Source organism: Streptomyces sp. NPDC037288, assembly GCF_055603265.1.
Genome location: NZ_JBVJVY010000004.1, coordinates 106,082 through 127,538, shown reverse-complemented (window position 1 = coordinate 127,538; position 21,457 = coordinate 106,082). Strand labels below are relative to the sequence as shown.

Genomic DNA, 21,457 nt, shown 5'->3' with positions numbered 1-21,457 from the left:
TACGCCCCGGGCGGCCGTCGTCGTGCGGGTCATGCGCTGGCGTCGGCTTCGGGCCGGCGTTCAACGATCCAGCCCGGCCCGCCGTCCGCGTCCCGCTCCTCACCGAACGGGGGCCGGTAGCGCAGCCGGTACGCGTGGTGCCGCTCGGCGGGGTCCAGGACGGTGATGCTGTTCACGCCGAGCTTGTCCGCGAGGGCGAGCAGCGGGTCCGCGCCCCACTCGGTGAGCCGGTTGAGTGCGTCGGCGAGGTCCTGCCAGAGGGCGTGATCGATGGCGTCGTACATGCGGGCGACGGTCTCGTCGTCGTGAGCGGCGGTCATGGTGCTCCTTCGGTGGCAGTGGGCGGTCTGTCGTGTGTGGTGCTGGCTCAACCGGCGGCGGGAGCAGTGGTGCCGTGCTCGACGGCGTGTCGGACGGCGGCGATCCACTCGGGCGCGGGGAGTTCGAACAGGCGGGCTGCCATCTCCTGCTCGTCGCACAGGTCGGTGACTGCGTTGACGCGGTCGGCGAGCATCCGCTTCGCACCCTCGGCGCCGGTGCGGTAGGCCGCGTAGTTTTCCTCGGCCTGCTTGAGCCACCCCTGGTACGCCTCGCGGTCCTTGACGACGCGCAGGATGCCCTCGCCGTAGGCCTCAGCGCGGAAGCGGGCGGACTGCCACGCGCCCCGGTACCGGTCGCGTTCGGCGCGGAGGCGGTGGACTTCGGCGAGCAGCGCGGGCACGTCGGTTCCGGCGAGCTGGTCGGCTTCGGCCTGCCAGGCATCGTCGAGGCCGGTTGCGTACTCGTACAGCCCGGCGGCGCGGGCGGCGATCTCGTCGAGGTCGAGGGGCTGGCGGGTGTTCTGCATGGCGACTCCTGGGGTGCTGGGTGGGGTGGGACGGGGCTCAGACGGAGGGACGGGGTTCCGGGCCGCGCGGCTCGTAGCGGAAGCAGTTCCGCTCCGGTCCGGGCCAGAGCAGGTCTCGGTGGCCCTGCTCGTAGCCGTGGCAGTTGAGGCACTGGCGGGCGTGGCGCTCGTCGCCGCGGCGCTGCAGGTCGGCGAACTCTTCGTCGGTCATGGTGTGGCTCCTTGGTGGCGGTGGTGGGGCGTCAGGCGCGGCTGTCGAGGTCGTGGACCCAGGCGGCGCAAACCGCGGCGATCTGCAGGAGTTCGGCGCGCAGCTTGGTGTGGTCGCGCTCGGCGAAGGCCTCGGCCACCTCCTCGGCGAGGATGTCGGCCCACGTGCCGTAGCCGGCACCGAAGGCGTCCTGGCACCAGCGGCGGGCTCGCTCGGCGTCGTCCTGCTGGCTCTTGTTGCCGGTGCCGTCGCGGTGGTGCTGCTCGCCGAACTTGGCAAGCTGCCGCTGACGTTCGGCGTCGATCTCCTCGGCGAAGGCCTTCACACCGGGGGTGGTGAAGACGGTGGGGTAGCTCATCGGATGCTCCTTCGAGTCAGGCGGGGCGGGTGCCATGGCGTGCGGTGCAGTGGTCAGGCGGCGTTCTGCCGGCGGCGTCGGCGTTGTTCGCGGCGGCGCTTGGAGAGGGATGTGTCGTCTTGCCAGTGCCAGCCTTCGAGGGCGGCGTTGAGGTCGGCGAGGTGTTGGGTTTGTTCTTCGACGGTCCAGGGTTCGTGGGCGGGTTTGGGTGCGGGGTCGGGGCGGGTGGGGATCGCTTCGGCGAGGAGCCGGTCGAGGGGGCTCACAGCGCGCCTCGCAGTCCGGCGGCGAGCTGCTCGTCGGTGCCGCGGTCGAAGAGGTCGTTGAAGTCGACGAAGCCGGTCTCTTCTTCGTTCTGGCGGGCGCGGGACCAGTCGCGGGCGCAGAGCCAGAGGACCGGTGGGACCTGCTCGTCCCAGGGCTGCTGTTCGCGGACGTAGCGGAAGACGATGCGGCGCTGGTGGCACCAGGTGCAGATGGATTCGTGGGCGGTGCCGAGGCGGAGGGCGTTTTCCTGTCGGTCGAGTTCGGCTTGTACCTCGGCCCATGTGGTGCCGCAGCCGGTGCAGGGGCCGGGGTTGGTGAGGGTGCCGTGCGGGGGCTGGATGGGGAACGAGTGCTTGCAGAGGCTGACCTTCATGCGGTGGCTCCGTTCTGTGCGGCGTCGATGCGGGCTTGGTGGGGGTTGGGGAGGTGGCGGCCGGTGGTGCGGAGTCGGCAGGGCTGTCCGGCGGTGGCTTTGCAGTGGGGGCAGGGGACCGATCGGGCGGGGTGGGCGACCGTGGTGCTGATGAGGGTGCGCAGCGACTGGGGCATTGGGGCGCCGGGCTTGCGGGTGGTCACAGTTCGCCTCGCTGCTGGAGTTCGGTGAGGTATTCGTCGGCGAGGGTGTGGCAGATGTCCTCGTACTTCTTCGGCCCGGTCTGGGCATAGTGCTGGGCGTCCGCGCTGGTGCGGGCGAGTGCGGCTTTGAGGGTGGCGGTGCTGTCGTACTGGTGCGGGCGGTCAGGTCGGTTGCTCATGGGTTCCTCCGTTTCAGGGGGTGAGGTGGTCACGGGTGGTTGCGCGAATCGCTGTGATGAGTTCCTGAACGTGGTCGAGGGGCAGGTGGATCGACATGGCGTAGCCGGTGGGGTCGTCGGTGAGGATGGCGAGGACGGGGGTGCCGTCGGCGCGGGTCTGGGCTTTGACTTCGAGGTGGTAGCCGTCGGGGTCGGTGTAGTGGAACGGCACGGGGCTCCTTCAGCTCAGTTGTTGTTGGCGAGTACGGTCTGGCAGCTGGTGCAGGTGACCGGGTTGGCCGAGGAGGCGTCGAGTCGTTCGGCGACCGGGGCTGGGTAGGTGGCGCAGGCGGTGGTGAAGGTGCGACGACCGGTGTAGCGGGCGGCGTGGACGGTGCCGTTGGCCTCGAATGCGCGGCGGGGGTAGGTCTGGGCGTTCATGCGGTCTCCTCGGTGCGGGGCTGGAGGGCGGCGGTCACAGGTCGATGGCCGGGATGGCGGGGAGGTTGAGGCACTCGGTGTCCGGGGGGCGCCAGCCGGCGTCGAGGAGGCGGGCCACGATGCGGCGGGCGGTCTCTTCGGCGGTGGCTTCGCCGTAGCCGGGGAAGGTGTGGGGGTGCCTGGCTCGCGTCTCGCGGACTTGGAGGAGCGCGGTGATGCAGACGGTGGTCCACTCTTCGGCGATCTCCAGCCCGTTCTTGCCGATCTCGTAGTCGTACTTGGCGAGGTCGCATTCGACGGCGGCCATGCGGGGGTCGTCGGCGTCCATCAGGCGGTCTCCTCTTCGAGGCAGCGGGGAGCGGATGCGGCACGACGGGCAGGGTGCGGGGGGCGTTCCTTGCCGCCGGGGGTGCGGCAGGGCCGGCCGATTGCGGCGGCGCACTTCGGGCACTGGCGGCCGAGTGGTCCAGGCCGCTGTATGGCAGGCCGCTCGGTCGGGGTGTCGTCGGCGTCCGGGACTTTCCGTCCCACGCTGCTGAGTAGCGCTCGCGTCGGTGCCGACGCGGAGCCCGTGAGTTCGGGCCGCGACACGGAAGCGGGTGCGGTGCCGCTGGCGGTGGTTTCAAGCTGACCGCGGAGCCGCTGAAGGTAGTTCGGATCGCGGTCGTTGGACGGAGGTTCGTAGACGAAGTTCTCCAGCCGCTCGTTGCGGATCTTCCGGGCGATGCTGATGACGTCCGGGGTGGTGACGCGGCGTCGCTGGTCGGGCTGGAGGCCGGCCATCTCGACCGCGTAGAAGCGGGTGAGGGCGGCTTCGGCGTCGCGGTAGGTGACCCCTGCGGCGTTCAAGTCGGCGTGCCAGGCGAGCAGGTCGGCATCGCCGACGGTGCGCTGGTCTCTGGCGGCGGCGAGTCCGAGGAGCTGTCCGGCTTCCTCGTAGCTGATCATCAGGTCTCCTGGGTCTGGGCGTCGGCGATGGCTTGGAGGCGGCGCCCGGCATCGATGGCTTGCTGGACGCGCTGGTCGGTGGTTGAGGGCCGGGGGGGCATACCGGGCTGCCAGCCGCCGGACACTGCGCGGAGCGGGGGGCGAGATGCACCAGCTGCGGGTAGGGGCGGGAGTTCGGCCCAGCCCTTGAGGAAGTACTTCGCGGACTCGACGTTGGTCCGGGAGGCGGCTTTCAGGGCATGGTCGACCATGGCGGGGACACCGCTTTTGGCGATCATGCTGAGGATGGGGAACCAGGCGTTGCCCTTGAAGGGCCAGCGGACGTAGACGCCTGCGGCTGTGATGCCGTCGACGAGGGGGCGGGCGTCTTCGGGGATGCCGTCGCCGAGATCCTCGGGCTGGCTCTCCTGCTTGCTAGCTGAGGGGGTAGTTGAGGAGGGGAATAGAGGGGTAGGGGTCAGGGATTCCCTGACACTGACGTCCCGGATTTCCTGACACTGAGACGGTTCAGTGTCCGCGTTTCCGGGACTCTGAGGGTTCGCGTCAGTGTCAGGAGTTTCGGGACACTGAGGGGCGTCAGTGTCCGGGTTTTCGGGACTCTGAGACGGGGGCTCAGTGTCAGGGATTCCGAGACACTGAGGTGCGGCGAAGGCGGGGATCTTGTACTTGGCGGTGCCGTTCTTCTGGCCGGCCGCCAGCTTCGAGAGGGCGCCCTTTGCGATCAGCGACTTGATGACGGCGTAGAGCTGCGCGCGGCTGAGCTTGGCGCCGCGGAGCACCTCGGGCCGTTCGACGCTGTTCCACGTGATGCGGGTGTCGTCGTTGGCGTCTTCGGCCAGCACGACAAGGAGGAGCTTCTCCCGGTGCGTGAGGGCTTCGGGCGCTGCGGTGAGCACCTCGACGATCAAGCGGATTCCCACGGGTGTCTTCTCTCGCCGTGCTGATCAGGGGTTTTGGGCGCGTGGAACCAGGGCCTCTCATGGCGGCTTGCGCTGGGCCTCCCCTACCCCTGAATTGTACAATGCGACGCACATAGATGTTGGGCTGCTGTGTATCCTGAGCGCATGAGCCAGCCCGCCGAGAAGCGCATGGGTGTGTCCGACGTGCGCCAGAACATGACCGAGGTCATCGCCGAGGTACGCCTCCTCGGCACCCCCGTCGTGCTCACCCGGCGGGAGAAGCCCCAAGCCGTCCTGATCTCGGTGGACGCCTACGACGAGGCCAAGACGCTGCGACGCGTTGTGGAAAAGCTGAAGGCGGCGGACGCCGACCTGTACGAGGAGCTGCTGGCCGAAGCCACGGTGAAGAGGCGAACCGTGAAGGTGCGCCGGCGTACCGACGACGAAGACGTTCTCTGACACTGTTCTCCTCCCTTCTTCCGGGCCCCGCACCGTGTGGTGCGGGGCTTTGCTGTGTCGTCGGTCGGTCAGCCGGTCTGCTGTTCGAGGACGAGGCGCGTGATGCCGGCGACGTCGGCGAGGAGCGAACCCACCGAGTCGACGTACTCGTCGCCTCCGGCGCGGAGCGCCGCGTTGAAGAGGGCGAGCGTCGTCGGACGGTCGCCGTTGGCGGTAGCGATCAGGAACCGCATCGAGAACGCCTTGGCCGGGTCCTGGTCGACCGCGTCCGGTACGAGCGGCTGGAGGACCCACATGCCTTGCTCGGGCGTGGTGGGCGCCTGGTCGCCGTAGAGCTTGCGGAGCATGAACGCTCCGGCTTCGGCGATGGCGCAGCAGGTGCCGTACATCTGGTTGTCGTCGCAGTTCTCGCCGAGGGTGACGAGGTTGGTGGCGGCCTTGTCGGCTTCTCCTGCGACGGCGTAGGCGAGGGCCTCGTAGATGAGGGTGGAGGCTCGTTCGCTGTCCATGTGCTACTCCTTGGGGTTGGCCCCGCCGGATAGGCCCCGGCGGGGCTGTGCTGTTACTGGCCGATGGGCTGGCTGCAGGCCTTGTAGAATCCGGCGCTCGGCGGGACCGGTGCACCGCAACGGCTGCACGTCATGGGGCGCCTGCCAGTTGTCCGGCGGCGTCGGTGGCCCGATTCAGCAGCCGCACCCAGGCGTCCACGGATCGGTCCCGGAGCAGGACGACCGGATTCACGACGCGGAGCACACGGGCGGCCGGGCACTCGAAGGACACGCCCGGTACAGCACAGTCCGGGTCCGTTGTGAGGTCGCCGTCCGGCTCGACCTCGTACAGGGCCCCGTCCGGGTAGAACGCGGCGTACACCTTCGCGACGTCACGGCCAGTTGTGAGGTACACGCGGTTCCGGCGAACGTGCTCAGCGCCGAGCTGTTCCGCGTACTCGGCGAGGGTCCGGCTGGTGCCCGTAGTGGCCGGCGGCAGGACGAGGTCGCCGGGGCGGAGTCCGGGGTAGCCGCCGTGGAAGTAGGTGGCCATCACGCCACCCGCCCGGCCTGTGCGGCGCGGGTGCCTCTCCAAACCGCGACGGCGGACTTCTCCGCTGACGGCCGGCTGGACCGGTCGAACCCGCAGTGTTCGATCAGCCGGTCGCGGACCAGGGCCTGCGTGAAGTTGCCCCAATCGGTGCACGGCCGGGGAGGCTCGGGCAGGTCGTTGTCGTGGGCGATCTCGTAGGTGGTGAACCGGCGGCCCGAGTGGGCGGCGACGACGAACGCGGGCCGGATGCGGTCGACCCATTCCGCATAGCTGAGCTCGGTGGGCGCCGGGAGGGTGCCGTCGAGGGTGGGTTGCAGCGCGGTCATTGGCGGGCCTCTCGTGCTGGGCATTGGGTCCGGTGGGTGGTGATGGGGTCCGACTGGACGAGGTCAGTGACGGCGCGGTGGCCGGTGGCTCGGCGGTGCAGCCAGCACCGCGTGCAGAGGAAGTCCGCGACCGGGGTCTGCCCCTTCTGCATGCGGTGCAGGTGGAGACCGCCGAGCCAGCCCGTCACGACGCCAAGTCGGCTTCGAGGGCTTCGAGTCGCGCCTGATCAGCCGCGACCTTCTGCTGAATACGCTCTTCGTTGTCGAGCATGTGCCGCGGGTTCACGCACTCCACGACCTCGCAGGTACGGCGGACGATTCCGTCTGCCTTGTGTCCGCGGTCGAGGAGGAACGCCAGCTGCTTCGGCGTGGTCGGGAAACCGCGGAAGCTGAACGAGCCGGACGGCCCACTCCAGCCGATGTGGCCGCCGGGCAGAGTGCGGGTGTGCTTCTCCCACACGTCCCGGAGGGTCTCGGTCGGGTTGAGTTCCGGGTCCAGGGCCTCGTTGACGGCCTTCCTGACGGTGCCCAGGTTCTGCAGTTGGTGGAGCCGGTACTTCTTGCGGATGGTGGTCCGCTGGCCTTCGCTGAGGCCGCCCCAGACGCCGGTTTCCTCGCCGCGGACCAGGGCACCCTGCGCGCACTGGTACATGACGGGGCAGCCGAAACAGGCCGCCTTGGCGTCGCGGACGGCGGTGACGTTGCCGGGGTTCGGGAACCAGAGCTCGGGGTTCTTGGTGCGGCAGGCGGCGTTGTCCCGCCAGTCGGGCTTGCGCTTCGCCGCGGGAACGGTGCCGGTGTGATTACTCATGCTGCTATCGCTCCGAAGATCGCGGTGTACTGGGTGCGGAGGGCGTCGCGCATCGGCTGGTCCTCGACGTGCTCGGGCTTCACGCACGGAAGCCAGCCGCAGCCGGTCTTCACCCGGCCCTCCGGCTCACGCCCGTTGGCCAGGCGGAAGGCGAGCCGGCGGGCGCTGTACTCCTCGCCGTCGTGCTTGAAGACCGGGACGCCCTCCCGGAGGCCGCCCGTCCACGCGAGGTGCCCGTCGTCGGTCTGCTGGGTGCGGGCCTTCCATGCCTCCTCGAGCGGGAGAGCCGTTCGCTTCGGGCGGGGGATGCCCAGCTCGGCGCGGAAGCGTGCGACCCGCGGCTGACTGGTGTGGAGCGCCTTGACGATGTACCGGTCCGAGCGGCCCTCGGCGAGCAAGGCGACGATGTCCGCGCGGGTGGCGGGCGGCGGGTTGAACTGCCGCTTAGGCGGGCGGGCGGTCTCCCGCATAGGGGCGTCCTGCAGGTGGGCGCCGGCTACGCAGCCCGGCTTGCCGCAGCTGGGCTTGAGGTAGCCGACGGGTTCGCGGTTGTGCTCGAGCTGGAACGCGACTTTGTACGCGGAGACGCGTTGGGTGCCGAGTTGGACGATGGGTGTGCCGGTGGTGCTGTTCTTGATCCCGGTCCATTCCATGTGGCCGTCGGTGGTGGGAACAGCGTGGGCCCGGTAGGCGTCCTCGATGCTGGCGTGCGCCCGGGGTCGGCCAATGCGCGGGGCGCTCATGCGGCCCTCCGACCGGGCACCCGCGTGGGGGCATCAGTGGCTTTCAGGGCCAGGACCGCGACAGCCGTGCGGTACTGGACGGTGGGCGTAGCTCCCCTGGCAATGCTCCTAATGGTGGTCAAGCTGACGCCGGCCTTGGTGGCGATCTGTGTGTTGTTCCATCCAGAGCGCCGCAGGATGCGGATGTGTCGGGCGACGTCGGCCGTGGGGTAGAAGCCGGAGACGCCACGGGCGCGGCGAATCCGGGCGGCCTTTTCACGGTGGTAGACGTAGGTCATTGCGGTTGCACCGCCTCGGAGTCGGCTGCCAACTCGTCGAGGACGATCTCCGTGTACGGCTGCCGTTTGCCGGGCTGGTCTTTGCGGCCGGTGAGCTGCCAGTAGCGGCGTCCGCGTGGCAGTTGCTCGGCGAGGACCGGGACCGCGCCGACCATGGCGGCGAGGTCCCACAGGGCGTTCCACTCGGCGGGCGGCAGGGCTCCGGAGCGCTTGCACTGGACGAACAGGATCTGCCCGGTCTTGATCGCGACCAGGTCCACTTTCGACTTCGAGCCAGCCGTCCTGAGTACCTCGTAGCCTTCCTCACGGAGGTGAGCGCGGACCCGGTGCTCGAGGGCGCGGCCCTTCTCGTAGTTGCTGGTCACGCCTCGTCTCCGTCCTGCTGCTCGTCACGGATGGCCTTCCGCAGCCGGTCGACGCCCGGCGCGAAGACCGGGGCGAGCTGCGGGTCGATCGCGGCAAGACCGTCGAGCCAGGCGTTGATGTGAGCGGGGAGCCGCGGATCGATCGGGGAGATGTAGTCGTCACCCAGGCAGGCAGCAAGGAAGCAGGCCCTCTTGGACGGGCGCCGACGCTTCGGAGCCACCCGCCAGATAGCGATGACCAGCAGCAGGACGAGGGCGGCGAAGCCGAGGTTGACGGCGAGGGTCATGACTCACCGCCGATCTGGTGGCCTTCGGTGCAGCGGAGCAGGGTGCCGTGGACGGTGGCCGAGGTGACGCCACGGCAGGCCGGGCAGTTGACGAGCTGCTGGGGTGCAGCGGCGCCGTACTCGCGGCGGTTCCGGACCGCCGTCGGCGCCACCGCCCACCGCACCGCGAAGGTGGCGACGACGAGCGACCCCATCAGCGAGGCGGCGCCGATCGTGATCTGCGGGATCATGCCGCGCCCCCCTCAACCGGAGCGGCGGCGTCGTACATCTGCCGGGCGAGTGCCTCGTTGATGCTCTGCTCCTGCAGCAGCTGCGTCTCGAGGGATCCGCACGCCTGGTTGCGGCGGTGCAGGTCGGCGAGCAGCCGGGACTCCGACGCCGTGTACGTCCGTGTTGCGGGCAGCGCACCCTCGCCCGGCGTCCAGCCGCTAGCGAGTTCGGCGGTCAGGTCCAGGCCCGCGTCGGCAAGCTGGTCACGCAGGACGCCCGCGGTCTGGACCCAGCCCTCCCGCTCGAGGCTCCGGATGTGAGCGGCGAGGATGCGGCGCAGCGCGCCGTTCTCGGTGGTGAGGCGGGTGATGGTCGCCGCGGTCGCCTGGTCGGCGCGCTGCCCAGCGGCCTGCTCGGAGACGAGCTGCTCGTACTTGCGCTTCAGATTCTTGTGCGAGGTCTTCAGGGACTCGTGGACGGAACGCGGTACGGGCATCACAGCGCCTCGCTTTCGGTTGCGCGGGCGAGTGCCTCGGCCGCGGTGTACTCGTGGGTGAGGTCGATCCCGGCGCATTCCAGTTCGCGGCGCAGGTCGCCGAGAGTGCAGTCGTGTCCGCGGTCAGTTGCGACGATCAAACGGGCGACGATCGTGCGGAGGGTGGCGAGCTCGGTCTCCGTTTCGAGGAGATTCCGGGCGATGAAGGGGACGGCGTCGGCGGCACGCCAAGCGGAAACGTCAGCCTTCGCCGAGGACGGCTGACGGCGGAGGGTGCGCTGCCAGTCGACGGCGGCGATCACCAGCTCCGGCGCTGCGGTATTGCTGTGGCTGAGCGCGGCGGCGAGTTGCTCCCGCTGCTCGGGGGACATGCGGCCCATGGCCTGCTTCTCCAATCGGGTGGCTGTGTGGTCTGCTGGGTGCTGGCCGCCCCCGATACCCGCGGGGGCGGCCGTAGTGCGCGGGCTAGGCGGACGTGTCGTCCCACGGGGACTTGCAGTCAGCGGCCCACTTCTCGTGGCGGGCCGTCGGGGACAGCCACGCGTCGCGCGGGTCGCCCCAGCCCAGGCTTTCGATGTAGGCGTCCACCTCGCGGTCGACGTTCAAGCCCACCGAGTCCAGGTGCTGAGCGAGGCCGCGCGCGTGCTGGTGGGCCTCGTCGCCCTCGCTCAGGGCAAGACCCTCGGCGACCTGCCGTACCAGTGCGAACCGCAGCGACTGGATCGTGTGCCGGTAGGCTGCCGCGTCAACTGCCGCAGTCTCGCCAGCGGCGAGGGTGGCGTGGACCTGAGCCTCTGCGACCAAGTGCGCGTTCCGCTCAGGCGTGCTGTCTTCCTCCCAAGCCATGAGCAGCCGACGTTCGGCTTCGGCGCGGTGGTTCGTGGTCACGCTGCACCGCCCGGCTGAGCAGTCGCGGGCCAGGTGGGCTCGTCGTCGACGAACTCCGCGTCGATCGGGCCCTCGTCGAGCGGCTCGGCCGGCATCGGAGCCGATGCGGGGTCGGCCGGCGCGGCAGCGGCGGGGGGCGCCTGCCGCTCGGCGGCGACCTCGGCCTGCGCGCGAAGCTGCTCCCGCATGTACTCGGCGCTGGTGGGGACCCACTTGGTGAGGCGATGGGCGGCGGTCTTCATCCACATGGCTTCTTCGTGCTTCTGCCACGGGGAGTACGGCGAGTCGGATCCCTGGCTCATGGCCTTGGCCTTCATCACCTGCGCCCGGTTGAGGACGACAACCTTGCTGGTGGCGCCGTCCTTCATCACGGCGTAGGCGTAGACGAGGCGGAGCGGGCCGCGATCCTCGACGTCCCAGTCGATCTCATGCAGCGGGCGCTCGTCACGGCCCGGCGTGTACCGGAAGACGTCACGCTCCCGGACCACCTCGACGATGACCGAGGACACCGCACCCGCCCGGTAGATCAGCTCGATCTCGCCCTGGTAGCCGCGGATCCCCTGGATCTCCAGGCGGCCCTTCTGCTTCCGGGGGACGAGGTAGTACTGCTCGGTGCCCGGGGTGAGTCCGAGCTGCGCGGCGTCCATCAGGGCGCCCATCAGCGCGGCGGGGTTGTTCTGTGCGGCTAGGGCGAGGTTCTTGTCGCGGCGGAGGACGCCGACGGCGAGCCGGACGAAGGTGTCGGGCTTTACGTGGGACGGCATGACCATGGCGAGGTCGTTGCGGTAGTGCTCGACCATGGCGCCGGGCCCGTTGTCGCGGACGGCGACGGCGTTGGAGACAGTGTTCTCAGTCATCGGGCGTTCCTTCGGGTGCGGGTGGGCAGAAGCTGGTAGGTCTTGCCGTCGCGGACCGTGCGGGTCGCGACCCGCGTGCGTTCGCAGACCGCGCGCCGGCCGGTGCCGATCTCGTCGAGGAGCAGGCCCTTGCAGGCGGTCAGCTCGTCTTCGGCCAGCCAGAACTGGTCTTGGGCGGCGTGGAAGCGGTCGCGGAGGGCGGTCTCGATCTCGATGTTGACGTCGTCCAGGCCGTCGGGGAGTTCGCGGATGGTCTGGTAGGTGGCGTTGTGGCCGTCGATCGCGGGGCGGTCACCTGCGGCGAGCGAGGCCATGAACTGTTCGGCCTGCACCCGCATGAACGCGGCCTCGTCCGCGTCGTAGTCGACGACGTACTCGCGGTACTCCGACCCCGCGATCAGCACAGCCACCCAGCAGCGGCGGGCGCCGAGCACGTCCATGTAGTGCAGGCACTGAGCGCGGTAGTGCACGGGGATTTGATCGGTGCCCTCCTCGCCCCAGTTTTCGGCGTCACGGGACGTCTTGGCTTCCAGGAGGTCGGGGCCAGCGTGCCGGTCAGGGTTGGCGATCTGCCACGGCCGGTCCTGATGCGAGTACGTCGGCGCTGGGGTGACGGGGAGGTCGGGGTGCTCACGGGCGAACCGGGCGCAGATGGCGGGCTCGTGGACCTTCCCCCAGTACATTTCCTCGGACTCCTCGACGGGTCCGATCAGTCCCTGCTTGCGGTGCCAGAGAGAGAAGGCGGACTCGTAGGGGGAGAGGCCGAGGACGGCGGCGATCTCGCTGCCGCCGATCCCGTTCGCGCGGGCGGCGTGCCAGGCGTCAGAGCCGGGCTCGAACCAGCCGAGGACGACCGGGCCGGCGGCCGGGGCCTGAGCCCCGGCTTCGGTCGTGATGCTCACTGGCCACCCCCGATGTAGCGGGCGATGACGTTGGTCCCGAACTCGGTGAGCACCATTCGGGCCTCGAATGAGCCGCGCGGTGCATACGGGTTCTGAACGTCGGGGCGGCGGCTGTAGCCGTTGCGGATGTCGCGGGCGATGCCCTCGGCGCTCACGTTGGAGCGGTACTCGCCGACGGCCAGCCACACACCAGGACGACGGCGGAGAGCCTGCGCGGTCTTCTTGTGGTCGGCGCGGGCGCGCTTGGGCGGGCGGCTCACTGGGCACCTCCCGGCGTCCACCCCGGGTAGTCCTGCTCGCAGCTGCAGGTCTCGGGATGCTCGCAGCAGAGCCGGTAGAACGCCGTCTCCACGTCCGTTTCGGCGGGGTCCATCTGGTGGCGGGCTTCGGCGGCCATACCGTCGGCGAGACGCTGCCGGGTGACCAGAGCGGCCACCTGCTCGGTGAGGGCGCTCACCGCTCATCACCGCCCTCGATCTCGCTGACGTGCACCAGGTGACCGAGGCAGCCGACCTTGCCGTACACGACCTCGTCGTCCAGCGGCAGACCGCCGACGGCGGAGCGCATGGCGTAGGCGAGGGAAGCCGGGTGGCCTTCCATGTGCATCCAGGAGCGGCCGAACAGGCGGTCGTTCCAGTCCTCTACTTGGAAGTCGTGGGGGCCGGGGCCTTCGCCGTGGAGGTCGGCCCGGACGGTGACGGTCTGCCCAGCGAGCGGGTGCGGGTACGGGTGGGTGCTCATGCCGCGCTCCCTTCACGCTGCGCGGACAGCCGCTTCACCGTGAAACGGCTCAGCCGTCGCGCGACTTCGGTCAGCTCAGCCAGCAGCCGGCGTGTGTCGCTCATCGACACCTCGATCTGCGCGGTGTCCATCCCGGCCGCGTCCTCGACCTGCTCAATCGCGGCGTCCAGTTCGCCCTCGGTGCGGGGCCCGCACACGACGGCGGCGAGTTCGTCGAGCGCGTCGAGGATCTCGTCACGGGCCTTCGGCTCGGCCCAGGACTGCACGAGCTGGATGAGGGTGTCGTTGCGGATCTGGTCGAACCGGGCGACGCCGTGGAGGTGGTTGGCGCCGAGGCTGAAGCTCATGCCGGGCTTCTTGGAGTGGTTCATCGGGTGGCCTTTCGGCAGGGGCGGCCAGCAGCCGCAGGTGAGGGAGGGAGGTGGTCGGTACGCGCCCAATGCGGGACACGCGGCCCGGGAGTGCGCTGCGGGCGGGGCGGCTTCGGCAGGCATCCGGCGGCCAGTTGCAGCAGCCAGAACCCGAACCAGGCGAACGTCACACCCAGCAGCCACATCACGGCGTACTGTCCGGTCGCTTGAAGCCGCCCCGTGCGACAGCCCGCTGTACGGCGCGGGCCTGGTGCTCCCAGTACGCGCGGTCCCCGTTGGTGAGGGACTCCCACGCCGGGGCCCCAGCCACCGGAACGAACCGGTGATACAGCCAAGCCGGAAGCGTGCCCAGCTCCGGCTGCGTGCCCTGGGAGTGGGCCAGCTCCTGCCGCAGCCGCGCGTTCTCCTCGTGTTCCCGCTTCAGCTCTCCGACCGCGCGCTCGGCCACCGACACCGCGTCCGTCGACACCGACGCCAGATCCGCCGCAGCCTCCGGCGACATCAACAACCCCGCCGACTCCAACGCCAGCGCAATCCCCGCCGCCGTCCGGTTCTGCTGCATCGCGGCCAAGATCACGCCAGCCGCCGAGTTCACCGACCTGGTGTTCATCGGCGCACCGCCAGACGGACCTCTTCCATCACCGGCTCGTCCGACGTCACCGTCACCGACACATGCACCGGCACCGACGGGAACTCCGGCGAGTCCGACCACGTCCGCGTGTGCAACGTCCACACCGTCTGCCCCCACGGCAGAACCGTCGTCGTGATCTGGCCGCGCATCACGAAGAGCCACTCCGCCAGCACATCCATCTGCGTGGCCGTCACCAGCACACGGTCCGGCAGCGCCTCCCATGCGACGTGCGCCTCCGGCAGCTCCTGCACGGTGACCGTCGTCTCGTATGCCACCTCGTTGCGGCGGCACGCGGTCTGCGCCTCGGCGAATGTCAGTTGCGCCTTCGGCAGCGTCAGCACCAGGGTGCTGCGGCCGGGAAGGTCTGTAGGCTTGCTCATGGTGATCCACTCCTTGCTGTAGTGCAGTGGGTTGCCGAAGTCGTTGGGTCGCCGGCCGGGCAAGCTGGGCGGCCCTTCGGCGCGTTCAGAGGGTCAGCGGCCGGCGAGTGCCGGGGTGCGGCCAGCCGGGCGGCGGCGCTGTCGGGGGATCGTGCGGCCGGTGCGCGGGTCGCCGGCGCTGCGGACGGCGTGGATGGCCTCGCGCTGGGCACGGTCCGTGACGATCCGGCCGCGCTCGCCGTTCCGGCCGCACAGGTGCGGGTTGGCCTTCAGCAGGTTCCGCAGCCACTTCATGCCGCACTTCAAGACGTAGGCCGTCTCCTGGACGGTCATGTACTCCTGGTTCGGGTCGGCCGGCGGCTGCGGCTGGTGGTACCGGCTCTTGTCGGTAGGCACGGGTCATTCCCTTTCGTGGGGCGGGGGTGGGTCCTCGGTGGGGCGAGGAGGCGTGCGCCTGAGGCGTGCGTCGGTCGCATTGAGGACTTGGCGGAGGCGCCTGTACGTCTTGGGGCCCATGTGTCTGCGGGTGCCGTTTTCAAGGTGGCTGACGTAGCGGGGGCTGATTCCCGCCTGTCTGGCCAACTCGGTTTGGGTGAGCCCCGCTTGCATGCGCTCCTCGCGGATCGCGTCCCCGTCGACCTCGAAGGTCGTCGGTTGGTGCATGCCTTGAGTTAACCCTAGTTGACCCTGGTTGTCTACCCCTTGATGGATGTTTCTGACCCGAGTTAACCCTAAGGGTAGAGCTTTGCTGGTTGTAGATGGACCGCTACGCGCGGAAACCAGCCGACTACTTGGTTGGACCTAGCTGGAACTGGATGGACCTGAGACCATGTCGACATGGCTACTCGTGATCTCGACCGCCTCGCGAAGCACGTGAAGGCGCACCGGCTGGAGCAGTACACGTCTCGCGACGAGGCGGCTGCCGCAGCAGGCGTCACTCGCAACACGTGGAAGCGCGTCGAAGAGGGTCAGGATGTACGCGAGTCCACCTATGCCCGAATCGAGAAGGCCCTCGGCTGGGCCACCGGCGGGTGCATCGCCATCGCGGAAGGCGCCGAGCCGGCCTTCGTCGGCGACGCGACAACGTCGTCATCGGCCACCATGCCCGCGATCACCGAGGCGCAGGCGCGCGAGATGGCGTGGGAGACGGCGAGGGAAACCCTTCCAACTGCCCCGATTGGTGAACTGCAAGCCTTCGTTGAAGGGCTTGTGGAGAACTTGCGAAGGGTGGGAGTGGTGGCGAACGGCTCCTGACTAGGGCCGAAGGTCCCTACAACCTTTTCGCCGTAACCAAATCGTAACCTTCAGGGACTGATGAAACCTCTACAACCCCCTGCCGATCAGACGTTCGGCGTGCAACGCTGACATCTCCACCCAGGGAGGTCCCACGGGCGACAAAGGGGGACCGGTGAGTAATGTCATCTATCTCGATCTTGGGCCGACCAGCTTCGGCTACACGACCCAGGTAGCAGGCGAGAAGGTGTGTGTCCTGTCCTCCGCAACCGCCGGAGACCGCGCTATTCAGGGGCGCGTGAAGCGGTTCATGAAGGCACAGGGCCAGGACTGCGAAACCTGCGGCGGCTGTCCCATAGGACGGGCATCGTAGGCAAGTAGCCCAGCGGGGGCGTCGGCGGCAGGGGTGCCCGCCACGCTTCCCACTCACAAAGTTCAACCGGGGGGAGCACTCATGCCCTATGTCGAAGCACGCGGCAACAGCATCCGCGTTAAGTGGTGGGGTGGAGAGTACATTCTCGATGCCGAGGGCAACGCCACCAAGAAGAAGAAGTACGAGTCAGCGAGCGGCCCGGAGCCCGGAGTTCCCTTCCGCGATGAAGCCGAGGCATACAACTACGGCCTAGACCGCGAGTACGAAGTCCGGCACGGAAAGTCCATCCCGCGGGCATCCTCGAGGACCCCGATGGCCGAATACTGCTGGATGTGGCATGAAGCGCAAGATGTCCGCGAGACGACCGTAGAAAAGTACAGATCCCTGATCCGCTCTCAGATCATCCCCTACTGGGGTGACAAAGCGGTTGGCGATATCACCACTTGGGAGTACGAGGCCTGGCGGAAGAACCTCAAAGCCAAGGTAGCCAAAAAGGAGATGGCCGAGTCGTACTGCAGTCAGACGTTGTGGTTCTTCGGCATCCTGATGAAGGACGCCCACGCCAAGTACAAGCTGCGCAGTGACACGCCCGTAGCTGTTGAAGCACGTCGCGGCCGGTACCAGAAGAAGAAGCGCGAGAAGAAGCGTCCCATGGAGATGGCCGTCCTTCACGGCCTTGCGTCAAACGCCTACCACGTGTGGGGCTTCACCGGCTGGACCTACATCTGGACGATCGCGTTTACCGGTATGCGGCCACCGGGGGAGATGGCCGGGCTCCGGCGAGAATATGCATCGCCGAACTGGCCTCACTCGGAACCGGATCCGGAGCTGCGTGAGGAATCGTTGGAGCGCTATGAGAAGATGCCGGCGCTCCGAGTGCAGTGGCAATGCCAGTATGTCGGCGGTCAAAAGAAGCAGGTGGATCCCAAGTACGACTCGCATCGCACGCTCATCCTGCCTCCCTTTCTGCATGAGATGCACACCGCACTGCTCGCCTCGCATGGCAGTGAGTGGGTGTTCCCCGGCGTGGACGGCGGGCAGCTGGGCTCCAACTGGAACAAGACGTACTGGGATCCCATCCGGTACGGGTCGCCGGCGCGCGAACGGTCGACGGGTGTGCGGGTAAAGCGGCGTCGCGGTGAGATCTTTCCCGTCGCGGAGATGGCGGGGAAGCGGGTGTACCTGCTGCGGCATGCTCACCGGGAGTGGCTAGAGGATGACGGCCATGGGCGCACGGCCATGGAGGCGCGCATGGGTCACGAGGTGGCCGGCGTCGAGGGTCTGTACGCGAACGTGACGCCCGGGATGGAGCTTCGGATCGCGGAGACGCTGCAGGATCGATGGGAGCGTTTCTGGGGGATGGGGGTGTGGTGGCATCCGCCTTTTCCCACACGTCTCCCAGGCGATCATGCAACAGAGGCATAACCCCAGGTCATGGCCGCCATGTGCGCCTTGGTGTGAAGATGTGGGAGTACCAGATGCTGCCCCTCGCGGAGGCCGGTTACCGTTGCGTCGCGCTGGACCGGCGCGGCCACGGCCGCTCCGACGACACCTGGTCCGGCTACGACCTCGACACCCTCGCCGACGACCTGAACGGTCTGCTCGACCACCTCGACCTGCGCGGGGTCACGCTGATCGGCCACTCGGTCGGCACCGGCGAGGTGGTCCGCTGTGTGACCCGGCACGGCGCCGCCCGCGTGGCCCGTGTCGCCCTCGTCGCGGGAGTCAGCCCCGGGGTCGTCCGCTCGCCGGGCACCCCGGACGGTGTGGACCCGGAGGCCGTGCGGGCCGACGACGAGGTGTTCCGGCGGGACCGTGCCGCGTACTTCACGGCTCTGGCCGACGATTTCTTCGCCGCCCACCTGCCAGGCAACCAGATGTCCCCGCCCTACGTCCGCTACCTGATCGACCGTTGCCTGAGCGCCACCCCGCGAGCCGCGAACGGCGTCCGGACCGTGGTGGCCGCGCTCGACCTGACCGACGAGCTGCCCGCGCTGGATCTCCCGGTGCTGGTGGTGCACGGTACCCACGACACCTCCGCGCCGCTCGCGCTCACCGGCGAGCGCGTGGCCCGGCTGGTGCCCGACGGCATCCTGAAGGTGTACGAGAACGGCGGGCACGGCCTGTTCGCCACGCATGCGCCCCGGCTCACGGCCGACCTGCGGGAGTTCATCGGGGCCGGGGCCGTACCGGCCGCCGGTACGGCCGGTGCGGCGGCGGCCGGCCGCTGATCACGAATGGGCCCCGGCCGCGACGGGGGAATCACGACCGGGGCGCTCAGGTGGTGGGCACGGATGGCGGTCGCCTCTCGGCGAACGCGTGCCATGTGACCTGCACCACTTCCTATGATGCTCGGGCCAGCGGACTCCCGTCGAGTCCCTCGAGCAGATCGGCGGGGCCGGCATAGACCGCCTCCGCCCCGGCCTCCTCCAGGTCGGCCCGGGGAATCCCGCCGCACAACACCCCCACACAGCGCACCCCCGCCTTGCTGCCCGCCCGCATGTCCCACACGGTGTCCCCGACGAACACCGCGCGCGAGGCCGGGACGCCGGCCAGCTCCAGGGCGTGTTCCACGGGCTCCGGCGCGGGCTTGCCCTCCCGCACGTCCTCCGCGCTTGCCATGTCGGCGATCGCCTCGTCGGCGTCGATGGCCCGGCGCAGGGCGCCGAGCTCGGCGCCGCTCGCCGAGGTGGCGAGGACGACCGTCCAGCCGTCCCGGTGCAGCCGGTGCAGCAGTTCCCCGGCCCTCGGCAGCGCGGGCAGCCGGTCGAAGTACTGGCCGTACAGGGCCTTGTGCGCGGCGCTCAGCTCGCCGTCCCGGTCCGTGTCGCGGCCGTCGCCGAGCAGGTGGGCGATCAGATCCGTGGAGCCGAGGCCGACGGCCCGGTGCACCGCGTGCATGGGCACGTCGTGTCCGGCCTGGCGGAAGGCCTCCCACCAGGTGACGACATGCAGGTGGTTGGTGTCGACGAGGGTCCCGTCGACATCGAAGACGGCGGCTCGCTCCATCCCGGCTCCTTCCCTGGCGCCTGCCGGCCACCGGGTACCACGCGGGCCGGGTCAGGAACCCGTCACCCGCGCCGGCACCCGCCCCTCCCGCGTCCAGGCCAGCACCTCGTCGGCGGACCAGGTGGTCACCACCCGCTCGGCGGGCACCGCGCACTCCTCGGCCCGGGCGCAGCCGAGGATCTGCCAGTCCAGCTGGCCGGGTGCGTGCGCGTCGGTGTCCACGGAGAACAGCACCCCCGCGGCCACGGCCCTGCGCAGCAGCCGGCGGGGCGGGTCAAGGCGTTCCGGACGGCTGTTGATCTCCACGGCCGTACCGGACTCGGCGCAGGCGGCGAACACCGCGTCCGCGTCGAACTCCGACTCCGGGCGCCCCCGGCCGGTGACCAGCCGCCCGGTGCAGTGCCCGAGCACGTCGGCATGCGGACTGCGTACGGCGGCCACCATCCGGCGGGTCATCGACCGGGCGTCCATCCGCAGCTTGGAGTGCACGGACACCACGACCACGTCCAGCCGCTCAAGCAGCTCCGGCTCCTGGTCCAGCGAGCCGTCCTCCAGGATGTCGCACTCGATGCCGGTCAGCAGCCGGAACGGCGCCCACCGCGCGTTCAGTTCCGCCACCACCTCCAGCTGCTCGCGCAACCGCTCCGGCGACAGGCCGCGGGCCACGGTCAGCCGGGGGGAGTGGTCGGTCAGGGCGGTCCACTCATGCCCGAGCCCGGCCGCCGTCCGGCCCATCTCCTCGATCGGGCTTCCCCCGTCGGACCAGTCCGAATGCGTGTGACAGTCCCCGCGGACCAACGCCCGCAACTCCGCTCCCGGGCCGGACCGGGACGCCGTACCGGCCTCCTCCTCCAGCTTCCGCAGATACCCGGGCACCTCCCCGGCCAACGCCTCCCGCACCACCTGCGCCGTCTTCGGCCCCACTCCCTTGAGCGCCTCCAGCGTCCCGGCGGCCGCCCGCTCGGCCACCTCGGCCGCGGGCAGGCCGGCGAGGACACGCGCAGCGGTACGAAACGCCTTCACGCGGTAGGTGGGCGCCAACGCCCGCTCCAGCAAGAAGGCGATCCGCTCCAGCGCAGCCACGGGCTCCATGCAACCCAGGTTCCCCCAGGCGCCCCGAAGGGGCGCGGGGAACTGCGCGACAAGCCACGACACGCCCGCAGTCCGGCGAGGATCCCGGCCACGCGGACGGGACCCGTTTGCTCGTCCCACCCCCGGGTACTGCGGTGACTCGTCCAGGATCACGTCCCGCAGGAGGCACGCCATGCCCAGCCCGGACACGCAGCGGACAGCCGTGATAACCGGCGGAGACAGCGGCATCGGCCGAGCCACCTCCGTACGTCTGGCCGAGGCGGGCCTGGACGTCGGCATCACCTGGCACACCGACGAGAAGGGCGCCGAAACAACGGCGGAGGAAGTGCGCCGCACCGGCCGCCGCGCAGCCGTGGCCCAGCTGGACCTCACCCGGCTGCCCGAGGCCGCCGACACGATCGACGATCTCTGCGGCGAGCTCGGCCGTATCGACGTCCTCGTCAACAACGCGGGTACGGGCACCATGACCCCGTACCTGGACCTCACCCTGGCGGACGTACGCCGCGTCCTGGACGTCGACCTCGTCGGCCCGTTCCTGTGCGGGCAGCACGCGGCCCGGCGGATGATCCGGCAGGGCGACGGCGGCCGAATCGTCAACGTCACCTCCGTCCACGAGCACCAGCCCCGCGTCGGCGCGGCCCCGTACTGCGCGGCCAAGGGCGGACTCGGCCTGCTCACGCAGGTGATGGCGCTGGAGCTCGCCGAGTACGGCATCACCGTGAACGCGGTCGCGCCCGGCGAGATCGCGACGCCGATGACCGGCCAGGAGGACATCGACGTACACACCGAGCGCCGGCCCGGCGTGCCGCTCGGGCGGCCCGGCGACGCCCGCGAGGTCGCCGCGGTGATCGCCTTCCTGGCGAGCCCGGACGCCTCGTACGTCACCGGCGCCTCCTGGAGCGTCGACGGCGGCATGCTGCGCATGGGCCCGCAGGCCGGTTCGCACCTGACCGGTGACGACTGGCGGCGTCCCTGAGCCGACGCGACTGCGGACCGGTTCCTGCGACGGCCCCGGCTGCCGACGCATCCGCTGCGGCAGGGGTTTCCGCTACGCCGACACCGGCGGGCAGCCGCTCACCGACCCCGGGCAGCTCGCCCGCAACCGTGCCCTGACCATCCCGCCCGCCTCAGGTACCGTCGCCCCCGTGCTCACCCGGCTGGGGGAACACGGGGGCTTCGGGCGTCCCGCCACCCGGGGCGCGGTCGAGGCGGCGGTTCTCGATCTCCTGGACGGCTCCGGCGGATGACCCGTCGGCGCG

Annotated in this window: 43 protein-coding genes; 6 read left to right on the top strand and 37 right to left on the bottom strand. The window is 69.8% G+C overall.

Annotated elements, in window-relative coordinates; genetic code table 11:
- Positions 1 to 29: 29 nt before the first annotated feature.
- The 13 genes from ACZ7GZ_RS06370 to ACZ7GZ_RS06310 are packed head-to-tail and all read right to left on the bottom strand — an operon-like array spanning position 30 to position 4,714.
- Positions 30 to 320, bottom strand: a complete 291-nt coding sequence (locus ACZ7GZ_RS06370; protein WP_471021438.1) for a hypothetical protein — start codon at positions 318 to 320, stop codon at positions 30 to 32.
- Positions 321 to 367: 47 nt separating this feature from the next.
- Positions 368 to 847: a hypothetical protein gene (locus tag ACZ7GZ_RS06365; protein ID WP_471021435.1), complete on the bottom strand. Its 480-nt coding sequence runs from the start codon at positions 845 to 847 to the stop codon at positions 368 to 370.
- 37 nt (positions 848 to 884) lie between these two features.
- Positions 885 to 1,058, bottom strand: coding sequence for a hypothetical protein (locus ACZ7GZ_RS06360; RefSeq protein WP_471021434.1), 174 nt, complete (start codon positions 1,056 to 1,058; stop codon positions 885 to 887).
- A gap of 31 nt (positions 1,059 to 1,089) precedes the next feature.
- On the bottom strand, positions 1,090 to 1,416 hold the full coding sequence (locus ACZ7GZ_RS06355) for a hypothetical protein (protein WP_471021432.1): 327 nt from the start codon (positions 1,414 to 1,416) through the stop codon (positions 1,090 to 1,092).
- Between the two features lie 53 nt (positions 1,417 to 1,469).
- Positions 1,470 to 1,682 (bottom strand): hypothetical protein, encoded by a 213-nt coding sequence (locus ACZ7GZ_RS06350; protein ID WP_471021431.1) that lies wholly within the window; start codon positions 1,680 to 1,682, stop codon positions 1,470 to 1,472.
- A complete protein-coding gene (locus ACZ7GZ_RS06345; protein WP_471021430.1) occupies positions 1,679 to 2,056 on the bottom strand; it encodes a hypothetical protein in 378 nt (125 codons plus the stop codon). The genes ACZ7GZ_RS06350 and ACZ7GZ_RS06345 overlap by 4 nt, the downstream gene beginning before the upstream one ends.
- On the bottom strand, positions 2,053 to 2,232 hold the full coding sequence (locus ACZ7GZ_RS06340; RefSeq protein ID WP_471021742.1) for a zinc finger domain-containing protein: 180 nt from the start codon (positions 2,230 to 2,232) through the stop codon (positions 2,053 to 2,055). The genes ACZ7GZ_RS06345 and ACZ7GZ_RS06340 overlap by 4 nt, the downstream gene beginning before the upstream one ends.
- A 23-nt stretch (positions 2,233 to 2,255) precedes the next feature.
- Entirely contained in the window at positions 2,256 to 2,438 is a 183-nt protein-coding gene (locus ACZ7GZ_RS06335) for a hypothetical protein (protein WP_471021429.1), read from the bottom strand.
- Positions 2,439 to 2,451: 13 nt separating this feature from the next.
- The gene (locus tag ACZ7GZ_RS06330) at positions 2,452 to 2,649 is read right to left on the bottom strand and encodes a hypothetical protein (protein WP_471021427.1); all 198 of its coding nucleotides are present in this window, start codon (positions 2,647 to 2,649) and stop codon (positions 2,452 to 2,454) included.
- Positions 2,650 to 2,663: 14 nt separating this feature from the next.
- Positions 2,664 to 2,858 (bottom strand): hypothetical protein, encoded by a 195-nt coding sequence (locus ACZ7GZ_RS06325; protein ID WP_471021426.1) that lies wholly within the window; start codon positions 2,856 to 2,858, stop codon positions 2,664 to 2,666.
- Positions 2,859 to 2,892: 34 nt separating this feature from the next.
- Positions 2,893 to 3,186 (bottom strand): hypothetical protein, encoded by a 294-nt coding sequence (locus tag ACZ7GZ_RS06320; RefSeq protein ID WP_471021424.1) that lies wholly within the window; start codon positions 3,184 to 3,186, stop codon positions 2,893 to 2,895.
- Positions 3,186 to 3,806: a zinc finger domain-containing protein gene (locus ACZ7GZ_RS06315; protein ID WP_471021422.1), complete on the bottom strand. Its 621-nt coding sequence runs from the start codon at positions 3,804 to 3,806 to the stop codon at positions 3,186 to 3,188. The genes ACZ7GZ_RS06320 and ACZ7GZ_RS06315 overlap by 1 nt, the downstream gene beginning before the upstream one ends.
- Complete coding sequence (locus ACZ7GZ_RS06310) at positions 3,806 to 4,714, bottom strand: hypothetical protein (protein WP_471021421.1); 909 nt, start codon at positions 4,712 to 4,714, stop codon at positions 3,806 to 3,808. The genes ACZ7GZ_RS06315 and ACZ7GZ_RS06310 overlap by 1 nt, the downstream gene beginning before the upstream one ends.
- A gap of 156 nt (positions 4,715 to 4,870) precedes the next feature.
- Here ACZ7GZ_RS06310 and ACZ7GZ_RS06305 point away from each other — a divergent pair, with 156 nt between their 5' ends.
- Complete coding sequence (locus ACZ7GZ_RS06305; protein ID WP_471021420.1) at positions 4,871 to 5,164, top strand: type II toxin-antitoxin system Phd/YefM family antitoxin; 294 nt, start codon at positions 4,871 to 4,873, stop codon at positions 5,162 to 5,164.
- A gap of 68 nt (positions 5,165 to 5,232) precedes the next feature.
- Here ACZ7GZ_RS06305 and ACZ7GZ_RS06300 read toward each other — a convergent pair whose 3' ends face one another.
- From ACZ7GZ_RS06300 to ACZ7GZ_RS06195, 22 genes are all read right to left on the bottom strand, one after another.
- Positions 5,233 to 5,673, bottom strand: coding sequence for a hypothetical protein (locus tag ACZ7GZ_RS06300; protein WP_471021418.1), 441 nt, complete (start codon positions 5,671 to 5,673; stop codon positions 5,233 to 5,235).
- 130 nt (positions 5,674 to 5,803) lie between these two features.
- A complete protein-coding gene (locus ACZ7GZ_RS06295) occupies positions 5,804 to 6,205 on the bottom strand; it encodes a hypothetical protein (RefSeq protein ID WP_471021417.1) in 402 nt (133 codons plus the stop codon).
- Complete coding sequence (locus ACZ7GZ_RS06290) at positions 6,205 to 6,531, bottom strand: hypothetical protein (RefSeq protein WP_471021415.1); 327 nt, start codon at positions 6,529 to 6,531, stop codon at positions 6,205 to 6,207. Before ACZ7GZ_RS06290 ends, ACZ7GZ_RS06295 begins: the two co-directional genes overlap by 1 nt.
- A 184-nt stretch (positions 6,532 to 6,715) precedes the next feature.
- Positions 6,716 to 7,342 carry a WhiB family transcriptional regulator gene (locus ACZ7GZ_RS06285; RefSeq protein WP_471021414.1) on the bottom strand — a complete coding sequence of 209 codons (627 nt, stop codon included), beginning with the start codon at positions 7,340 to 7,342 and terminating at the stop codon, positions 6,716 to 6,718.
- Positions 7,339 to 8,085 carry a hypothetical protein gene (locus ACZ7GZ_RS06280; RefSeq protein ID WP_471021413.1) on the bottom strand — a complete coding sequence of 249 codons (747 nt, stop codon included), beginning with the start codon at positions 8,083 to 8,085 and terminating at the stop codon, positions 7,339 to 7,341. The genes ACZ7GZ_RS06285 and ACZ7GZ_RS06280 overlap by 4 nt, the downstream gene beginning before the upstream one ends.
- A complete protein-coding gene (locus tag ACZ7GZ_RS06275; RefSeq protein WP_471021410.1) occupies positions 8,082 to 8,363 on the bottom strand; it encodes a helix-turn-helix domain-containing protein in 282 nt (93 codons plus the stop codon). Before ACZ7GZ_RS06275 ends, ACZ7GZ_RS06280 begins: the two co-directional genes overlap by 4 nt.
- Positions 8,360 to 8,728: a restriction endonuclease gene (locus ACZ7GZ_RS06270; protein ID WP_471021409.1), complete on the bottom strand. Its 369-nt coding sequence runs from the start codon at positions 8,726 to 8,728 to the stop codon at positions 8,360 to 8,362. Before ACZ7GZ_RS06270 ends, ACZ7GZ_RS06275 begins: the two co-directional genes overlap by 4 nt.
- Positions 8,725 to 9,015, bottom strand: coding sequence for a hypothetical protein (locus ACZ7GZ_RS06265; protein WP_471021408.1), 291 nt, complete (start codon positions 9,013 to 9,015; stop codon positions 8,725 to 8,727). The genes ACZ7GZ_RS06270 and ACZ7GZ_RS06265 overlap by 4 nt, the downstream gene beginning before the upstream one ends.
- Positions 9,012 to 9,245 (bottom strand): hypothetical protein, encoded by a 234-nt coding sequence (locus tag ACZ7GZ_RS06260; protein ID WP_471021406.1) that lies wholly within the window; start codon positions 9,243 to 9,245, stop codon positions 9,012 to 9,014. Before ACZ7GZ_RS06260 ends, ACZ7GZ_RS06265 begins: the two co-directional genes overlap by 4 nt.
- A complete protein-coding gene (locus tag ACZ7GZ_RS06255; protein WP_471021404.1) occupies positions 9,242 to 9,721 on the bottom strand; it encodes a hypothetical protein in 480 nt (159 codons plus the stop codon). The genes ACZ7GZ_RS06260 and ACZ7GZ_RS06255 overlap by 4 nt, the downstream gene beginning before the upstream one ends.
- The gene (locus ACZ7GZ_RS06250) at positions 9,721 to 10,116 is read right to left on the bottom strand and encodes a hypothetical protein (protein WP_471021403.1); all 396 of its coding nucleotides are present in this window, start codon (positions 10,114 to 10,116) and stop codon (positions 9,721 to 9,723) included. Before ACZ7GZ_RS06250 ends, ACZ7GZ_RS06255 begins: the two co-directional genes overlap by 1 nt.
- Before the next feature lie 70 nt (positions 10,117 to 10,186).
- On the bottom strand, positions 10,187 to 10,609 hold the full coding sequence (locus tag ACZ7GZ_RS06245; protein WP_471021401.1) for a hypothetical protein: 423 nt from the start codon (positions 10,607 to 10,609) through the stop codon (positions 10,187 to 10,189).
- Entirely contained in the window at positions 10,606 to 11,466 is an 861-nt protein-coding gene (locus ACZ7GZ_RS06240) for a recombinase RecT (RefSeq protein ID WP_471021400.1), read from the bottom strand. The genes ACZ7GZ_RS06245 and ACZ7GZ_RS06240 overlap by 4 nt, the downstream gene beginning before the upstream one ends.
- Positions 11,463 to 12,368, bottom strand: a complete 906-nt coding sequence (locus ACZ7GZ_RS06235) for a YqaJ viral recombinase family nuclease (RefSeq protein ID WP_471021399.1) — start codon at positions 12,366 to 12,368, stop codon at positions 11,463 to 11,465. Before ACZ7GZ_RS06235 ends, ACZ7GZ_RS06240 begins: the two co-directional genes overlap by 4 nt.
- Positions 12,365 to 12,628 (bottom strand): hypothetical protein, encoded by a 264-nt coding sequence (locus tag ACZ7GZ_RS06230; RefSeq protein ID WP_471021398.1) that lies wholly within the window; start codon positions 12,626 to 12,628, stop codon positions 12,365 to 12,367. The genes ACZ7GZ_RS06235 and ACZ7GZ_RS06230 overlap by 4 nt, the downstream gene beginning before the upstream one ends.
- Entirely contained in the window at positions 12,625 to 12,825 is a 201-nt protein-coding gene (locus tag ACZ7GZ_RS06225) for a hypothetical protein (protein ID WP_471021397.1), read from the bottom strand. Before ACZ7GZ_RS06225 ends, ACZ7GZ_RS06230 begins: the two co-directional genes overlap by 4 nt.
- Positions 12,822 to 13,109, bottom strand: coding sequence for a hypothetical protein (locus ACZ7GZ_RS06220; protein WP_471021394.1), 288 nt, complete (start codon positions 13,107 to 13,109; stop codon positions 12,822 to 12,824). Before ACZ7GZ_RS06220 ends, ACZ7GZ_RS06225 begins: the two co-directional genes overlap by 4 nt.
- On the bottom strand, positions 13,106 to 13,456 hold the full coding sequence (locus tag ACZ7GZ_RS06215; protein WP_471021393.1) for a hypothetical protein: 351 nt from the start codon (positions 13,454 to 13,456) through the stop codon (positions 13,106 to 13,108). Before ACZ7GZ_RS06215 ends, ACZ7GZ_RS06220 begins: the two co-directional genes overlap by 4 nt.
- A 208-nt stretch (positions 13,457 to 13,664) precedes the next feature.
- On the bottom strand, positions 13,665 to 14,042 hold the full coding sequence (locus ACZ7GZ_RS06210; protein WP_471021392.1) for a hypothetical protein: 378 nt from the start codon (positions 14,040 to 14,042) through the stop codon (positions 13,665 to 13,667).
- A gap of 44 nt (positions 14,043 to 14,086) precedes the next feature.
- Positions 14,087 to 14,491, bottom strand: a complete 405-nt coding sequence (locus ACZ7GZ_RS06205; RefSeq protein WP_471021390.1) for a hypothetical protein — start codon at positions 14,489 to 14,491, stop codon at positions 14,087 to 14,089.
- Positions 14,492 to 14,584: 93 nt separating this feature from the next.
- Positions 14,585 to 14,887 carry a DNA-binding protein gene (locus tag ACZ7GZ_RS06200; protein WP_471021389.1) on the bottom strand — a complete coding sequence of 101 codons (303 nt, stop codon included), beginning with the start codon at positions 14,885 to 14,887 and terminating at the stop codon, positions 14,585 to 14,587.
- Positions 14,888 to 14,890: 3 nt separating this feature from the next.
- The gene (locus tag ACZ7GZ_RS06195; protein WP_471021387.1) at positions 14,891 to 15,154 is read right to left on the bottom strand and encodes a helix-turn-helix domain-containing protein; all 264 of its coding nucleotides are present in this window, start codon (positions 15,152 to 15,154) and stop codon (positions 14,891 to 14,893) included.
- Between the two features lie 174 nt (positions 15,155 to 15,328).
- Between ACZ7GZ_RS06195 and ACZ7GZ_RS06190 the strand changes: the two genes are divergently transcribed.
- From ACZ7GZ_RS06190 to ACZ7GZ_RS06180, 3 genes are all read left to right on the top strand, one after another.
- A complete protein-coding gene (locus ACZ7GZ_RS06190; protein WP_471021386.1) occupies positions 15,329 to 15,745 on the top strand; it encodes a helix-turn-helix domain-containing protein in 417 nt (138 codons plus the stop codon).
- A 433-nt stretch (positions 15,746 to 16,178) separates the two neighbouring features.
- Positions 16,179 to 17,522: an N-terminal phage integrase SAM-like domain-containing protein gene (locus tag ACZ7GZ_RS06185; RefSeq protein WP_471021384.1), complete on the top strand. Its 1,344-nt coding sequence runs from the start codon at positions 16,179 to 16,181 to the stop codon at positions 17,520 to 17,522.
- Positions 17,523 to 17,560: 38 nt separating this feature from the next.
- A complete protein-coding gene (locus ACZ7GZ_RS06180; RefSeq protein WP_471021741.1) occupies positions 17,561 to 18,328 on the top strand; it encodes an alpha/beta fold hydrolase in 768 nt (255 codons plus the stop codon).
- A 112-nt stretch (positions 18,329 to 18,440) separates the two neighbouring features.
- Here the strand turns inward: ACZ7GZ_RS06180 and ACZ7GZ_RS06175 are convergent, their stop codons facing one another.
- Together ACZ7GZ_RS06175 and ACZ7GZ_RS06170 are read right to left on the bottom strand one after the other, a co-directional pair.
- The gene (locus ACZ7GZ_RS06175; protein WP_471021383.1) at positions 18,441 to 19,106 is read right to left on the bottom strand and encodes an HAD family hydrolase; all 666 of its coding nucleotides are present in this window, start codon (positions 19,104 to 19,106) and stop codon (positions 18,441 to 18,443) included.
- 51 nt (positions 19,107 to 19,157) lie between these two features.
- On the bottom strand, positions 19,158 to 20,198 hold the full coding sequence (locus ACZ7GZ_RS06170; protein ID WP_471021382.1) for a PHP domain-containing protein: 1,041 nt from the start codon (positions 20,196 to 20,198) through the stop codon (positions 19,158 to 19,160).
- A gap of 172 nt (positions 20,199 to 20,370) precedes the next feature.
- Between ACZ7GZ_RS06170 and ACZ7GZ_RS06165 the strand changes: the two genes are divergently transcribed.
- A complete protein-coding gene (locus ACZ7GZ_RS06165; RefSeq protein WP_471021381.1) occupies positions 20,371 to 21,174 on the top strand; it encodes an SDR family oxidoreductase in 804 nt (267 codons plus the stop codon).
- Positions 21,152 to 21,445, top strand: coding sequence for a hypothetical protein (locus tag ACZ7GZ_RS06160; protein ID WP_471021380.1), 294 nt, complete (start codon positions 21,152 to 21,154; stop codon positions 21,443 to 21,445). The genes ACZ7GZ_RS06165 and ACZ7GZ_RS06160 overlap by 23 nt, the downstream gene beginning before the upstream one ends.
- Positions 21,446 to 21,457 lie beyond the last annotated feature (12 nt).

Bases quoted from the DNA above. Each gene is read 5' to 3' on its own strand.
- ACZ7GZ_RS06345 (WP_471021430.1), bottom strand. From the start codon at position 2,056: ATGAAGGTCAGCCTCTGCAAGCACTCGTTCCCCATCCAGCCCCCGCAC.
- ACZ7GZ_RS06265 (WP_471021408.1), bottom strand. From the start codon at position 9,015: ATGACCCTCGCCGTCAACCTCGGCTTCGCCGCCCTCGTCCTGCTGCTG.
- ACZ7GZ_RS06295 (WP_471021417.1), bottom strand. From the start codon at position 6,205: ATGGCCACCTACTTCCACGGCGGCTACCCCGGACTCCGCCCCGGCGAC.
- ACZ7GZ_RS06190 (WP_471021386.1), top strand. From the start codon at position 15,329: ATGGCTACTCGTGATCTCGACCGCCTCGCGAAGCACGTGAAGGCGCAC.
- ACZ7GZ_RS06325 (WP_471021426.1), bottom strand. From the start codon at position 2,858: ATGAACGCCCAGACCTACCCCCGCCGCGCATTCGAGGCCAACGGCACC.
- ACZ7GZ_RS06285 (WP_471021414.1), bottom strand. From the start codon at position 7,342: ATGAGTAATCACACCGGCACCGTTCCCGCGGCGAAGCGCAAGCCCGAC.
- ACZ7GZ_RS06260 (WP_471021406.1), bottom strand. From the start codon at position 9,245: ATGATCCCGCAGATCACGATCGGCGCCGCCTCGCTGATGGGGTCGCTC.
- ACZ7GZ_RS06195 (WP_471021387.1), bottom strand. From the start codon at position 15,154: ATGCACCAACCGACGACCTTCGAGGTCGACGGGGACGCGATCCGCGAG.
- ACZ7GZ_RS06335 (WP_471021429.1), bottom strand. From the start codon at position 2,438: ATGAGCAACCGACCTGACCGCCCGCACCAGTACGACAGCACCGCCACC.
- ACZ7GZ_RS06360 (WP_471021434.1), bottom strand. From the start codon at position 1,058: ATGACCGACGAAGAGTTCGCCGACCTGCAGCGCCGCGGCGACGAGCGC.
- ACZ7GZ_RS06365 (WP_471021435.1), bottom strand. From the start codon at position 847: ATGCAGAACACCCGCCAGCCCCTCGACCTCGACGAGATCGCCGCCCGC.
- ACZ7GZ_RS06370 (WP_471021438.1), bottom strand. From the start codon at position 320: ATGACCGCCGCTCACGACGACGAGACCGTCGCCCGCATGTACGACGCC.
- ACZ7GZ_RS06185 (WP_471021384.1), top strand. From the start codon at position 16,179: ATGCCCTATGTCGAAGCACGCGGCAACAGCATCCGCGTTAAGTGGTGG.
- ACZ7GZ_RS06255 (WP_471021404.1), bottom strand. From the start codon at position 9,721: ATGCCCGTACCGCGTTCCGTCCACGAGTCCCTGAAGACCTCGCACAAG.
- ACZ7GZ_RS06315 (WP_471021422.1), bottom strand. From the start codon at position 3,806: ATGATCAGCTACGAGGAAGCCGGACAGCTCCTCGGACTCGCCGCCGCC.
- ACZ7GZ_RS06165 (WP_471021381.1), top strand. From the start codon at position 20,371: ATGCCCAGCCCGGACACGCAGCGGACAGCCGTGATAACCGGCGGAGAC.
- ACZ7GZ_RS06180 (WP_471021741.1), top strand. From the start codon at position 17,561: ATGTGGGAGTACCAGATGCTGCCCCTCGCGGAGGCCGGTTACCGTTGC.
- ACZ7GZ_RS06215 (WP_471021393.1), bottom strand. From the start codon at position 13,456: ATGAGCTTCAGCCTCGGCGCCAACCACCTCCACGGCGTCGCCCGGTTC.
- ACZ7GZ_RS06305 (WP_471021420.1), top strand. From the start codon at position 4,871: ATGAGCCAGCCCGCCGAGAAGCGCATGGGTGTGTCCGACGTGCGCCAG.
- ACZ7GZ_RS06275 (WP_471021410.1), bottom strand. From the start codon at position 8,363: ATGACCTACGTCTACCACCGTGAAAAGGCCGCCCGGATTCGCCGCGCC.
- ACZ7GZ_RS06210 (WP_471021392.1), bottom strand. From the start codon at position 14,042: ATGCAGCAGAACCGGACGGCGGCGGGGATTGCGCTGGCGTTGGAGTCG.
- ACZ7GZ_RS06355 (WP_471021432.1), bottom strand. From the start codon at position 1,416: ATGAGCTACCCCACCGTCTTCACCACCCCCGGTGTGAAGGCCTTCGCC.
- ACZ7GZ_RS06170 (WP_471021382.1), bottom strand. From the start codon at position 20,198: ATGGAGCCCGTGGCTGCGCTGGAGCGGATCGCCTTCTTGCTGGAGCGG.
- ACZ7GZ_RS06290 (WP_471021415.1), bottom strand. From the start codon at position 6,531: ATGACCGCGCTGCAACCCACCCTCGACGGCACCCTCCCGGCGCCCACC.
- ACZ7GZ_RS06280 (WP_471021413.1), bottom strand. From the start codon at position 8,085: ATGAGCGCCCCGCGCATTGGCCGACCCCGGGCGCACGCCAGCATCGAG.
- ACZ7GZ_RS06320 (WP_471021424.1), bottom strand. From the start codon at position 3,186: ATGGACGCCGACGACCCCCGCATGGCCGCCGTCGAATGCGACCTCGCC.
- ACZ7GZ_RS06240 (WP_471021400.1), bottom strand. From the start codon at position 11,466: ATGACTGAGAACACTGTCTCCAACGCCGTCGCCGTCCGCGACAACGGG.
- ACZ7GZ_RS06205 (WP_471021390.1), bottom strand. From the start codon at position 14,491: ATGAGCAAGCCTACAGACCTTCCCGGCCGCAGCACCCTGGTGCTGACG.
- ACZ7GZ_RS06220 (WP_471021394.1), bottom strand. From the start codon at position 13,109: ATGAGCACCCACCCGTACCCGCACCCGCTCGCTGGGCAGACCGTCACC.
- ACZ7GZ_RS06175 (WP_471021383.1), bottom strand. From the start codon at position 19,106: ATGGAGCGAGCCGCCGTCTTCGATGTCGACGGGACCCTCGTCGACACC.
- ACZ7GZ_RS06300 (WP_471021418.1), bottom strand. From the start codon at position 5,673: ATGGACAGCGAACGAGCCTCCACCCTCATCTACGAGGCCCTCGCCTAC.
- ACZ7GZ_RS06340 (WP_471021742.1), bottom strand. From the start codon at position 2,232: ATGCCCCAGTCGCTGCGCACCCTCATCAGCACCACGGTCGCCCACCCC.